This window comes from Streptomyces sp. NRRL F-5135, assembly GCF_000719775.1.
GTDB classification, from domain to species: domain Bacteria; phylum Actinomycetota; class Actinomycetes; order Streptomycetales; family Streptomycetaceae; genus Streptomyces; species Streptomyces hebeiensis.
This window is the reverse complement of sequence record NZ_JOHR01000004.1, coordinates 370559-382604: the sequence shown is the minus strand read 5'-3', so window position 1 is coordinate 382604 and position 12046 is coordinate 370559. Positions and strand designations below refer to the sequence as shown.

Genomic DNA, 12046 nt, shown 5'->3' with positions numbered 1-12046 from the left:
ATCGCTCGCCACAACAGCAGGGAGCCGAAGTGCGCGGAGGCCTACGGCCACAGGTCCCTTGGCACGTGGGGAGAGCTTCAGGGGAGATGCCGTAGCTCCTCTCCGGCCACCTTCTCCCACTTGCACATTTCCCCAGGTCAGCGCACCCGGCCGCGCGGTTTCAGAGGGGTCGGCGGGAGGTCGGGGGCGGCCAGGCGGTTGCCCGCGTAGCCGTGTACCTCGCCGAAGCGGGCGCCCGAGGTCCAGTCCTCGCGGGCCTGTTCGATGTCGGCCTGGGAGCGTCCGATGAAGTTCCACCACATCACGATCTCCTCCTCGAAGGGCTCACCGCCCAGGAGCAGCAGGCCCGCGTCGGATTCGGCACGCAACGGGAGTTCGGAGCGGCCGCAGCCGAGGTAGAGCATGGATCCGGGGACGACGGGCACACCGTCGACCGCGGTTTCGCCGGACATCGACAGGACGGCGTACTCGAAGTCCGGTTCGAGGGGCAGCCGGGTTTCGGCGCCCCGGGCGAGGGTGAGATCGGCGCCGACGATCGGGGTGTACGTCGTACCGGGCGAGACGGCACCGTCCAGGGCGCCCAGGATGACGGTGGCGGACAGGCCGGGGGCGGTGACCTCGGGGAGGTCGGTGTGGTGCTGGAAGTGCGGCTGGACCTCGCGGTGCGCGCCCGGGAGTGCCACCCAGAGCTGGGCGCCGTGCAGGAAGCGGGCGTGGACCCGGGGGCTCTCCTCGGAATGCGAGATGGCCCGGCCGGACGTCATCAGGCCCAGCTCGCGCGGGCGGATGGTCTGGAGGCTGCCGAGGCTGTCGCGGTGCAGCACCTCGCCGTCGTGCAGCCAGCTCACCGTCTGCAGCCCCATGTGCGGGTGGGGCGGCACCTGCATACCTGGTTCGTCGGCGATGTCATCGGGCCCGTAATGATCGACAAAGGCCCAGGCGCCGACCATGCGGCGGCCCAGGTTGGGCAGCAGCCGCCGGACCTCGGTGGACTCGCCCAGCTGGACCCGGCGCGGGCTCAGCAGCTCACGGACCGGCTCGGCGACGACGAACCCCCGCCCGCCGCAGACGGTGGGGGACGCCTGGCGATCAAGATTGCTCATGGCGCACAACCTACTCCCCACCGGAGCCGCCCAGCCGCCCGAGTCACCCCCGAGTCACCGTAGCCGCCCGGCCCGTTCGGAGGAACGCGCGCTCCGTCCCCGGGGTGGAATATTCCCCGCGCCCGCTCCGTTGACGGCTCCTGTCGGAGACGGGCGAAGGAGGACACGTGGAGAACACGCGGAGCACGACGAGCACGTACTACGAGTACGGCACGGCCGCCGAGCGGTGGGACCGCGCCCAGCTGTTCTTCGACGCGAAGGAGTACGTCACGGCCGCCCGCATCCTCGCCGGCCTGGTGGCCGAGGTGCCGGAGCAGGTCGCCCCGCGGCTCCTGCTGGCCCGCGCCTACTACCACTCGGCGCGGCTGACCAAGGCCGAGAGCGAGCTGCGCGCCGTCATCGAGCGCGATCCGGTGGAGCCGTACGCGCATCTGATGCTGAGCCGCACGCTGGAGCGTCAGGGCCGGACGGCGGAGGCGGCCGCCCAGTCGCGGCTCGCCGCCGCGCTGAACGGGGAGTTCCCGCCGGGAGCGTGAATCCCCGGCGCTCGTCGAAGCGTGCTTCGCGGGCCGTGCTCGCGGGGCGCGCTTCCGGGCGCGTGCTCATCCCAGCTCCGCCAGCCTCCTGCGGGCCGGGCCCAGCGCCCGGCCCCGGCTCGGTGCCGCGGACCACGGGCGGGTCCGGGCCTGCTCCAGCGCGTCGCGCACCGTCCAGCGCCGTGCGTCGAGGTCCGGATCCGACAGCTGCTCCCAGCTGATCGGCATGGCCACCGGAGCGCCCTCCTTCGCCCGTACGGAGAAGGGCGCGACGGACGTCTGCGCATAGGCGTTGCGCTGGACGTCCAGGTAGAGCCGCCCGCCGCGCGCGTCCGTGCGGACCTCCGTGGTCAGCCGGTCCGGGTCGCGGTCCGCCAGGGTCCTGGCGACATCGGTGGCGAACTCCCGTACCTCGTCGAAACCGGTACGGCCGTCCAGCGGCACGATCACGTGCAGCCCCCGGGAGCCGGTCGTCATCAGGGTGCTCGGCAGGTTCAGTTCGCCGAGCAGCTCCCCCAGCTGCCGGGCGGCCCGGCGCACGGACTCGAAGTCGTCGCCCGGCGGATCGAGGTCGAAGACCAGCCTGTCCGGGCAGTCGGGCCGCCCGGCGCGCGACAGCCAGCGGTGGAAGGTCAGGCACGCCTGGTCCGCGAGGTACACCAGGCTCGCGGTGGTGTCGCACACGGTGTGCGTGACGGTGCCGTCCCTCTTCGGCAGCTCGGCCCTGCGGATCCAGTCCGGATAGCTGTCGGGGGTGTTCTTCTGCATGAAGCGTGGCCCCTCCAGCCCGTCCGGGCGCCGCTCCAGCATCAGCGGCCGACCCTTCAGCTCGGGCAGCATGAAGGGGGCGACGCTCCGGTAGTACTCGGCCAGTCCGGCCTTGGTGAGGCCCTCGGTTCCCGTCCCCGGAAAGAGGGTCTTGTCCGGACGGTGGATCTCCACGGTCCTGTTCCCGGCCCGGACGTTCCGTGTGCCGGTGCTCATGTCGCGTACCGCTTCCTCTCGTTCCCCCAGGTTCTCCCCGTTCCGCTCGTTCCCCCCGTTCCCCTCATTCCTCCCCTTCGCCCTTCGGGGTTGCGGCTGCCCGCCGGGCGGCCCCTCCGTTCAGCCTGACCAGGTCCACTCCGCCACCTCGGGCAGATCGGTGCCGTGTTCGCGGATCCACGCCTCGTGGCGGGTGCGCACGTCCGCCATGGCCTGGCGCACGGCGACCGCCCGTACGCCGAGGCCGGGCACCCGGTCGATCACGTCCATCACCAGCCGGTACCGGTCGAGGTCGTTGCGGACGACCATGTCGAAGGGGGTGGTCGTCGTGCCCTCCTCCTTGTAGCCGCGTACGTGCAGGTGTTCGTGGCCCGTGCGGCGATAGGTGAGCCGGTGGATCAGCCACGGGTAACCGTGGTACGCGAAGATCACCGGCCGGTCGGTGGTGAACAGCGCGTCGTACTCGCTGTCCGTCATGCCGTGCGGATGTTCCGCGTTCGGCAGCAGCCGAGCCATGTCGACCACGTTGACCACCCGTACGGCCAGCTCCGGCAGGTGCCGGCGCAGCAGTGAGGCCGCGGCGAGCGTCTCCTGGGTGGGCACGTCCCCGGCGCAGGCCAGGACCGCGTCCGGGGGCCGCGTACCGTCCTCCGTCCCCGCCCAGGTCCAGGCGCCCAGCCCCCGGGCGCAGTGGGCGCGGGCCTCGTCCAGGGTGAGCCAGTCGAAGGTCGGCTGCTTGCCCGCGACGATCACGTTGACGTAGTCACGGCTGCGCAGCGCGTGGTCCGCGACGGACAGCAGGGTGTTGGCGTCGGGCGGCAGGTAGACCCGTACGACCTCCGGGCTCTTGTTGAGGATGTGATCCACGAAGCCGGGGTCCTGGTGCGAGAAACCGTTGTGGTCCTGGCGCCAGACGTGCGAGGTCAGCAGGTAGTTGAGGGAGGCGATGGGGCTGCGCCAGGACAGCCGGCGCGAGGTCCGCAGCCACTTGACGTGCTGGTTGACCATCGAGTCGACGATGTGCGCGAACGCCTCGTAGCTGGAGAACAGACCGTGCCGGCCCGTCAGGAGATAGCCCTCCAGCCAGCCCTGGCACAGGTGCTCGGAAAGGACCTCCATCACCCGCCCGTCGCGCGCGAGGTGCTCGTCCGTGTCGAGCCTCGCCTCCTGCCACGCCTTGTCGGTGACCTCGTAGAGCGCCTCCAGCCGGTTGGAAGCCGTCTCGTCCGGGCCGACGACCCGGAAGTCACGCCGTCCCGCCGTGGCCTCCATCACGTCGGCCAGCAGGGCGCCGAGGACGCGGGTGGGCTCGTGCAGGACGGTGCCGGGCTTGTCGACGCGTACCGCGTGCCGCTCCAGCGGGGGCACGGGCAGCTCGCGCAGCAGCAGGCCGCCGTTGGCGTGCGGGCCGGCGCCGAGCCGGCGCGGGCCCTCGGGAACGAACTCCAGGACGTCGGGGCGGGGCGCGCCGGTCGCGTCGAAGAGTTCGTCGGGACCGTACGAGCGGAGCCATGCCTCCAGTTGGCGCAGGTGGTCCGGGTTGTCCCGGACCCCACTGAGGGGGACCTGGTGCGCGCGCCAGGTGCCCTCGACGGGCGTACCGTCGACCTCGTGCGGGCCGGTCCAGCCCTTGGGGGTACGCAGCACGATCAGCGGCCAGCGGGGGCGGCCAGCGGCACCGCTCTCGCGCGCGTCGCGCCGGATGCCGGCGATCCGGTCCAGGGCGGTGTCCAGCGCACGTGCCATCGCACGGTGGACGGCCAACGGCTCGTCGCCGCAGACGTACAGCGGTTCGTGGCCGTACCCGCGCAGCAGCGCGTCGAGTTCGTCCTCCGGCAGCCGGGCGAGCACCGTAGGGTTGGCGATCTTGTAGCCGTTGAGGTGCAGGACGGGCAGGACCGCGCCGTCGTGCACCGGGTCCAGGAACTTGTTCCCGTGCCAGGACCCGGCCAGCGGGCCGGTCTCGGCCTCGCCGTCGCCGATCACGCAGGCGACGACCAGCTCGGGGTTGTCCAGGGCGGCGCCGTAGGCGTGGGCGAGGGAGTAGCCGAGTTCGCCGCCCTCGTGGATCGAGCCCGGGGTCTCGGGCGCGACGTGGCTGGGCACACCGCCGGGGAACGAGAACTGTTTGAACAGCCGCTCCATGCCGGCCCGGTCCCGGGTCACGTCCGGGTACGTCCGCGAGTACGTGCCGTCCAGCCAGGAGTTGGCCAGCACGGCCGGGCCGCCGTGCCCGGGGCCCCAGACGCAGAGCATGTCGAGGTCGCGAGCCTTGATGACCCGGTTGAGGTGCGTGTGGACGAGGTTGAGGCCGGGCGAGGTGCCCCAGTGGCCGAGCAGCCGGGGCTTGATGTGCTCCGGTGCCAGTGGCTCCAGGAGCAGGGGGTTGGCCATGAGGTAGATCTGGCCGACGGCGAGGTAGTTGGCGGCCCGCCAGTGGGCGTCGAGGGAGGCGACCTGGGCGTCGGTGAGGTCGGTGGCCGCCGCGTCGGCGCCCACCGCGGCGGCCCCGGCGGGTGCGGGGGCGCCGGGCGGTCGTGCCGTACCGCCGGACCGGTCAGAGCCGGTCGCGCCGGCCGTCCCGGCCGGCCCGACAGCCCCGGCCGGTCCGGCAGCCCCGGCGCTCGGGCCGCTCGCGCCGGTGCTCGCCTCCGCCATGTCCAACTCCCTGATGGTTGTTCCTGTCGCGATCGGGACCCGGCCGGCGGTCGCGGTCGCGCTTCCTGGCGACGGCGACTGCCGTCGGCCTCCTGGGTACCTCCGGGCGCCCGGTCCGCCCGGCCGCCGACCGCCGACTGTCGGCTGTCGGCTCTCGGTCGCCGCTATGACGTTCCGCTGTCCGGTTCCGGGCCGTGCCACACGGTGGTGACGTTGCAGAACTCCTTGATGCCGTGGCCCGACAGCTCACGGCCGTACCCCGAACGCTTCACACCGCCGAACGGCAGGGCCGGGTGCGAGGCCGTCATGCCGTTGAAATACACACCGCCCGCCTCCAGGTCCCGTACGAAGCGGCGCACGTCCGCCTCGTCGCGTGTCCATACGTTGGAACTCAGCCCGAACGGCGTGTCGTTGGCGAGGGCGACCGCCTCGTCCGGGCCGCCGACCCGGTACAGCGTGGCCACCGGCCCGAACGCCTCCTCGCGGTGGATCCGCATCGCGTCCGTCACACCGGCGAGCACCGTCGGCTCGTAGAACCAGCCCCGCTCGTACTCCTTCGGCCGGGCCCCGCCGCACAGCGCGGTCGCGCCCCGCTCCAGCGCGTCGTCGACCAGCGCCTCCAGATCGGCGCGGCCCTGCTCGCTGGAGAGCGGCCCGACGTCGGTGGACTCGTCCAGCGGATCCCCGACGGTCAGGTCCCGCATGCCGGCGGTGAACCGCTCGGCGAAGGTGTCGTAGACGTCCTCGTGCACGATGAACCGCTTGGCCGCGATGCACGACTGGCCGTTGTTCTGCACCCGGGCCGTCACCGCCGTCCGTGCCGCCCGCTCGATGTCCGCCGACGGCATGACCACGTACGGGTCGCTGCCGCCCAGCTCCAGCACGGTCTTCTTGACCTCGTCGCTCGCGATCGAGGCCACCGAGCGGCCGGCCGGCTCGCTGCCGGTGAGGGTCGCGGCGGCCACCCGGGGGTCGCGCAGAACGGACTCGATCGCACCGGAGCCCACCAGCAGGGTCTGGAAACAGCCCTCCGGATAGCCCGCCCGGCGGAACAGGTCCTCCAAATAGAGCGCGGTCTGGGGGACGTTCGAAGCGTGCTTGAGCAGGCCGACGTTGCCCGCCATCAGGGCGGGCGCGGCGAATCGCACGACCTGCCAGAGAGGGAAGTTCCACGGCATCACCGCGAGCACCACGCCGAGCGGACGGTAGTGGACGCGCGCGTGGGCGGCGCCCGAGTCCGTCACATCGGCTTCCGCGGGGTGTTCGTCCGCCAGCAGATCCTCCGCACGCTGTGCGTACCAGCGCATCGCCTTGACGCACTTGAGCGCCTCCGCGCGGGCCGCCGCCACGGGTTTGCCCATCTCGGTGGTCATCGTCCGGGCGATGTCGGGCGCGTCCTGCTCCAGCAGGTCGGCGGCGCGGTTCAGCAGCCTCGCCCGTTCGTCGAACCCGGTGGTTCGGTACTGCCGGAACCTGTCGGCGGCCGCCGCGACACGACGCTCGATCTCCTCCGGCCCGAACGCGTCGAACGTCTTGAGCGTCTCTCCGCTGGTGGGGTTCACCGTCGCGATGGGCATGGTGATTCCTCCTCCTCGTGTGACGGTTCCGACCCTTCCGCGCCTCGCGCGGCCCCGCAACAGGTGGGGGCCGGATCACCCCGCGGCGGCCTTGCGCCGGTCGGCCCTGCGCCGCAGCCTGCGCCGCTCCTCCTCGTCCGTACCGCCCCACACTCCGGAGGTACGGTTCGTCGTCAGCGCCCATTCGAGGCACTGCCGCTCCACCGGGCAGCCGTGGCACACCGCCTTGGCGCGCTCGGCCTGCACCGCGGCGGGCCCGGAATCCCCCACGGGGAAGAACAGCTCCGGGTCCTCGTCGACGCACGCCGCGTGCCGCAGCCACGCCCAGGATTCCGCGTCATGGCCCGTGTCCGGCCCGGGACCCGCCCGGTCCACTCGCGGTTCCGCGGCGTTCGATCCGATCTCCGTACGGTCCGCTGTTGTCAGCCGCACCCTGTCTCAGTCCTCTCCCCGCACCACGTTCCAGTCCTGATCCGCCGTCCGCTGTCCTCGCCGGGACTCTCTGTTCCCGAGTTCGCGCGCGGTGGCGCGGGCCGGGACGCAGGTGCGGATCCGTCCTTCGCGTTCGGTGGGGCGGCGCGCGGCGGCCATGGCCGGCCACGGGCCTCGGTCGGTGGTCATGTCTGCCTCCGATTCGCTGTCGCGTCGTGTCTGCCGTCGTTCCTCATCCGCCCATGGACACCGGGTACCCGGTGGCGCACCGTCCGAACGGGCCATGGGCCACCGGGGCCGGGCGTCAGCGGATGACCTTCTCCAGCAGCAGCCGCAGGCCCGCCGCGATCGAGTCGGCGTCGATCCCCGCCGCCCGCAGCTCCTCCTCCGGCGTCGCCGAGCCCGGCATGTCGCCGACCGCGAGCCGTACGAGCCGCCGCGGCGCCGGGCGGCCGTCGGAGAACACCTCGGCGACCGCGTCGCCGATACCGCCCTGCGGACGGTGGTCCTCCACCGTCACCAGACAGCCCGTGTCGGCCGCCGCGCTCTGCAGCGTCCGCTCGTCGACGGGTTTGACCGAGTACAGGTCGACGACCCGGACGGCGACGCCCTCGTCGGCCAGCGTGTCCGCCGCCCTCAGACACTCGTGGACGGTCGTGCCGGCGCCGATCAGGGTCACCCGGTCCTTGTCGGAGCGGCGCAGCACCTTGCTGCCTCCGATCGGGAACCGTTCGTCGGGCCCGTAGACGACCGGTGTCTTGCCCCGCAGCGTCCGCAGGTAGCGGATACCGGACAGCTCGTGCATCGCCAGGACCAGCGCGGCCGTCTGGTTGGCGTCGCAGGGGTGCAGCACCGTGCTGCCGTGCACCGCGCGGAACATCGCCAGGTCCTCCAGCCCCATCTGGGAGGGGCCGTCCTGCCCGATGGCGACGCCCGCGTGCGAGCCGACCAGGTTGAGCGAGGCGCGGCTGATGGCGGCCATCCGGATGAAGTCGTGCGCGCGGGTCAGGAAGGCGGCGAAGGTCGACGCGTACGGGACGTGGCCCAGCGCCTGCATGCCGACGGCGGCGGCGACCAGCTGCTGCTCGGCGATGTAGCACTCGAAGAACCGGTCCGGGTGCTCCTTTGCGAAGAACTCCGAGCGCGTGGAGTCGCTCACCTCGCCGTCCAGCACGACGACATCGCCCCGTCCGGCGCCCAGCGCGGCGAGCGCCTTTCCGTACGCGTCGCGGGTGGCGACCTCGTCGCCGATCTCGTAGCGCGGCAGGTCGACGGCTGTGGTCCGGCGGGGCGAGCGGGTGGCCGCCGCGGGCTCCTGCGGCTTGGTCACGGACACCCGGATGGAGCGGCGACCGCCGAGTTCGGCGATGGCGCTCTCCGCGTCGGGCAGCGGTTTGCCGTGCAGGCCCTCGCGGTCCTCGACAGCGGCGACGCCCCGGCCCTTGCGGGTGCCCGCGATGATCGCGGTGGGCTTGCGGAGCGTGGAGCGCGCCTCGTTGAAGGCGGCGTCCACGGCGTCCATGTCGTGGCCGTCGATCTCGACGGTGTGCCAGCCGAAGGCCCGCAGCCTGCGGCCGTACGCGTCCAGGTCCCGCTGGTGGCGGGTGGGTCCGCGCTGGCCGAGCCGGTTGACGTCGATGACGAGGGTCAGCGAGTCCAGGTGCTGGTCCCCCGCGTGCTCGATCGCCTCCCACACCGAGCCCTCGGCCATCTCGCTGTCGCCGGAGAGTACGTAGACGCGGTACGGGGTCCTGCCGAGCCGCTGTCCGGCCAGTGCCATGCCGACGCCGACGGGCAGCCCCTGGCCGAGTGAGCCGGTGGCGACGTCCACCCACGGCAGCTCCGGCGTGGGGTGGCCCTCCAGGCGGCTGCCGAGGGTGCGGTAGGTGAGGAACTCCTCCTCGTCGATCGCGCCGGCCGCCAGATACATGGAGTACAGCAGCGGCGAGGCGTGCCCCTTGGAGAAGACCAGCCGGTCGTTGCCCGGGTGTCCGGGGTGGTCGTAGTCGTAGTGGAGATGGTTGGCCAGCAGGGCGGCCATCAGGTCCGCCGCCGACATCGAGGAGGTCGGGTGTCCCGACCCCGCACGGTCGGCGACCCGGACCGAGTCCACCCTCAACTGCTGTGCCAGTTCTGTCAGTTCTTCGCTGTTCATGTCACTCCTTCCCGGGGCCGCCGGGAACCCTCGCCAGTTCGGGCGAGGACGATTCGAGCGGCACCGTCCACGAGCGGACCAGTCCGAGCTGGACCGCCTGCCGCGGCAGCACCGCGTCGAGCAGCCAGTCGGCGGCGACCCGCACCCGGTTCCCGGGCATGGCCGCGAGGTGGTAGCCGCGGGTGACGGCTCCGGCCGCCGGCCCGGACAGCGGCACCCCGAAGGGATTGGCCGCCGCCTTGACCCCGCCGAGGTCCACGACGAATCCCAGGTCGTTGTGCCGGTAGGTCCGGCGTTCCCCGTGGCCGAGCGAGGCCGCCACGTTGCGGCCCGCCACCGTGCCCTGCCTGCTCGCGTGCTGGGCGGTCATCGGGGTGTACTCCCCCGGCCTGGTCAGGTCCGGTACGGCGGCGGCGTCGCCGCAGGCGAACACCTCGGGATGGCCGGGGACATTGAGTTGGGCGTCGACACACAGCCTGCCCCGCTCCACGGGCAGTCCGATCTCCGAGACCAGGGGATCGGGCCGCACGCCGACGCACCACACCAGCGTACGCGTCTCGACGAACTCGCCGGTGTCCAGCGTCACTCCGGCCGGTCCCGCCTCCTTGACGGAAGTGCCGGTCCGCACCTCCACGCCGCGTGCGCGCAGCACCCGGTCCGCGGTGGTGGAGAGCCTGCGGTCCAGCTCGGGGAGGACGCGGGGCGCGATGTCGAGGAGCATCCAGCGCGGCTTCCCCGGTCGGTGCCCGTACGGTCCACGCCGCTGGTTACGGACCAGCGCGTCGGTGAACAGCTTGCCCTGGGCGGCGACCTCGGTGCCGGTGTAACCGGCGCCGACCACGACGAACGTGGCGCGCGCGGCGCTCTCCGCGGGGTCGTCGGAGGTGGCCGCCAGCTCGATCTGGCGGGTCACGTGGTCACGCAGGTAGAGCGCTTCGGGCAGGCCGCGGAATCCGTGTGCGTACTCGGCCACGCCCGGGACCGGCAGCAGCTTGTTGACACTTCCGACGGCCAGGACCAGCCGGTCGTACGGCAGCTCCCCGCCGACGCCCTCAGGACCGGTGTAGTGGACCTTCGCCGCTTCCAGGTCGACATGGTCGGCCTCCCCCAGGACGAGCCGTACGCGCGGCAGCGTCCCGGGCAGCGAGACGGTCGCCCGGCGCGGTTCCAGGATCCCCGCGGCCACCTGGGGCAGGAGGGGGAGGTAGAGGAAGTAGTCGGTGGGATTCAGGAGCACGATCTCTGCTCTGCCCCGCAGCTGCCGGGAGAGCGTGCGGGCGGCCTGGTAGCCGGCGAATCCGGCCCCGACGATGACAATGCGTTCTCGGCTCACGTTCGACTCCGGAGGGTCGTGCATCGGGTCGTACGGATCAAAGGGGCGAGTGCCCGACGGCCACCGGGGCAAACACCGGGGTCGGCGAGAGGGGACCCGGGGCGGACACCGGGAGCGGCGCGAGGCAGTCCGGGACGAGCACCCGGGACGCGGGGCGGCCCGGGCGGGGTGGGCCCGTGGGAAGGACGGGGCGGGCGGGGCGGGCGACCTGCTGCCGTTTGACACGGCGGTGATTGGTGGGAGGGTGGACGCAGCGGAGGAGCCGTCCGCGCGGCAGCGGTCGGCGCGACGGCCCGTACGGCCGTGTGCCGCGCCGCTGTCCGCATGGTCGTCCGCTCGGACGGTCGAGCGGTCGCCGACGCGGCTGTTCGCGCGGTCGTCCGCGCCGGAGAGCGTGTGACCGTCCGTGTGGTTGAGGGTCTTTGGCGTGTGATCGCCCGTGTGACGCCTCACGTGGCCGTTCGTACGGCACCCGGCCCGCGCGGGCGTCCCCGACGGCGGAGCCGCCCAGGACCGTCCGTCGTGGATCGTGTCCCGGTGTATCGCGCCCCGTCCGTCGTCCGGACGGGGGGCCACGGAGCGAATCACCGCTTGCGCGGGCTCCCGCCGGGTACCGGCACGTCGACGCCCGCGACGACGGCCGGCCGGGGACCGTCCTTCAGCCGGTCCCTCATCCGGCCGCCCGGAGGCGCGCGGGACTCGCACGACCCGCAGGAAGTAAGGAGAGTCGACATGAGCGGCGACAGCGACGAGACGATGGGCGACCAGGTCTACCAGCCGGACGACGCCGAGATCACCGAGGACGAGGGCATCCTCGACCCCGAGGACACGCTCCTCAACCGGGGCGCCGACCCGTTCGACGAGGGCTGGTCCCCGCCCGAGCGCCCGCTGGGCGTGAACCACGTGGGGACGACAGCCGCCGAGCAGCGGGCGGGCGAGTCGCTGGACGAGCGGCTCGCGGAGGAGGTCCCGGACCAGCAGCCGCCCGCCGGGAACGGCATCGGAGACCTGCCTCACGGCGAGGGCGAGCCGCTGGACGACGAGGTCGGTGACGGCCGGGCCGGCCGGCTGGTGGCGCCGGACGAGGGCGCGCACGAGGACGCCGAGAAGGACATGATCGCCGAGGACGTGGGGATCGACGGGGCCGCCGCGTCGGCCGAGGAGGCCGCCGTGCATCGCGTACCGGACCCGGACGCCGGCGAGTAGGGCGCCGCCGGACACAGGGGACGCCGTGCGCCGGGGACGGAGAAGGTCCGTCGTGTCGGCGC

The 12046-nt window shown here is 72.7% G+C and carries 10 protein-coding genes; 2 read left to right on the top strand and 8 right to left on the bottom strand.

The genetic code is table 11. From position 1 onward, the window contains the following. Window positions 1-137: 137 nt before the first annotated feature. Window positions 138-1103: a pirin family protein gene (locus IG02_RS0108525; RefSeq protein WP_030743777.1), complete on the bottom strand. Its 966-nt coding sequence runs from the start codon at window positions 1101-1103 to the stop codon at window positions 138-140. Between the two features lie 167 nt (window positions 1104-1270). Here IG02_RS0108525 and IG02_RS0108520 point away from each other — a divergent pair, with 167 nt between their 5' ends. Further along, entirely contained in the window at window positions 1271-1639 is a 369-nt protein-coding gene (locus IG02_RS0108520; RefSeq protein WP_030743775.1) for a tetratricopeptide repeat protein, read from the top strand. Between the two features lie 66 nt (window positions 1640-1705). Here the strand turns inward: IG02_RS0108520 and ligD are convergent, their stop codons facing one another. The 7 genes from ligD to IG02_RS0108485 all read right to left on the bottom strand — a co-directional run bounded on the left by ligD (window position 1706) and on the right by IG02_RS0108485 (window position 10778). Beyond that, window positions 1706-2623 carry a non-homologous end-joining DNA ligase gene (gene ligD / locus IG02_RS0108515; protein WP_030743774.1) on the bottom strand — a complete coding sequence of 306 codons (918 nt, stop codon included), beginning with the start codon at window positions 2621-2623 and terminating at the stop codon, window positions 1706-1708. A 120-nt stretch (window positions 2624-2743) separates the two neighbouring features. Next, entirely contained in the window at window positions 2744-5281 is a 2538-nt protein-coding gene (locus IG02_RS0108510) for a phosphoketolase (RefSeq protein ID WP_078854299.1), read from the bottom strand. A 164-nt stretch (window positions 5282-5445) separates the two neighbouring features. Beyond that, on the bottom strand, window positions 5446-6858 hold the full coding sequence (locus IG02_RS0108505; protein WP_030743769.1) for an NADP-dependent succinic semialdehyde dehydrogenase: 1413 nt from the start codon (window positions 6856-6858) through the stop codon (window positions 5446-5448). A gap of 75 nt (window positions 6859-6933) precedes the next feature. Continuing rightward, a complete protein-coding gene (locus IG02_RS0108500; protein ID WP_420707731.1) occupies window positions 6934-7233 on the bottom strand; it encodes a WhiB family transcriptional regulator in 300 nt (99 codons plus the stop codon). 63 nt (window positions 7234-7296) lie between these two features. Next, window positions 7297-7479: a hypothetical protein gene (locus tag IG02_RS0108495; protein WP_030743763.1), complete on the bottom strand. Its 183-nt coding sequence runs from the start codon at window positions 7477-7479 to the stop codon at window positions 7297-7299. 115 nt (window positions 7480-7594) lie between these two features. Then, window positions 7595-9445, bottom strand: a complete 1851-nt coding sequence (locus tag IG02_RS0108490; RefSeq protein ID WP_030743760.1) for a transketolase — start codon at window positions 9443-9445, stop codon at window positions 7595-7597. A gap of 1 nt (window position 9446) precedes the next feature. Further along, window positions 9447-10778 (bottom strand): NAD(P)/FAD-dependent oxidoreductase, encoded by a 1332-nt coding sequence (locus IG02_RS0108485; protein WP_037802594.1) that lies wholly within the window; start codon window positions 10776-10778, stop codon window positions 9447-9449. Between the two features lie 732 nt (window positions 10779-11510). Here IG02_RS0108485 and IG02_RS0108480 point away from each other — a divergent pair. Next, on the top strand, window positions 11511-11984 hold the full coding sequence (locus tag IG02_RS0108480; RefSeq protein ID WP_030743756.1) for a DUF5709 domain-containing protein: 474 nt from the start codon (window positions 11511-11513) through the stop codon (window positions 11982-11984). Window positions 11985-12046 lie beyond the last annotated feature (62 nt).

What these genes read in the sequence shown, in the direction of transcription:
- IG02_RS0108525 (WP_030743777.1), bottom strand. Translation starts at nt 1,103, where the DNA reads ATGAGCAATCTTGATCGCCAGGCGTCCCCCACCGTCTGCGGCGGGCGG.
- ligD (WP_030743774.1), bottom strand. Translation starts at nt 2,623, where the DNA reads ATGAGCACCGGCACACGGAACGTCCGGGCCGGGAACAGGACCGTGGAG.
- IG02_RS0108510 (WP_078854299.1), bottom strand. Translation starts at nt 5,281, where the DNA reads ATGGCGGAGGCGAGCACCGGCGCGAGCGGCCCGAGCGCCGGGGCTGCC.
- IG02_RS0108505 (WP_030743769.1), bottom strand. Translation starts at nt 6,858, where the DNA reads ATGCCCATCGCGACGGTGAACCCCACCAGCGGAGAGACGCTCAAGACG.
- IG02_RS0108495 (WP_030743763.1), bottom strand. Translation starts at nt 7,479, where the DNA reads ATGACCACCGACCGAGGCCCGTGGCCGGCCATGGCCGCCGCGCGCCGC.
- IG02_RS0108490 (WP_030743760.1), bottom strand. Translation starts at nt 9,445, where the DNA reads ATGAACAGCGAAGAACTGACAGAACTGGCACAGCAGTTGAGGGTGGAC.
- IG02_RS0108480 (WP_030743756.1), top strand. Translation starts at nt 11,511, where the DNA reads ATGAGCGGCGACAGCGACGAGACGATGGGCGACCAGGTCTACCAGCCG.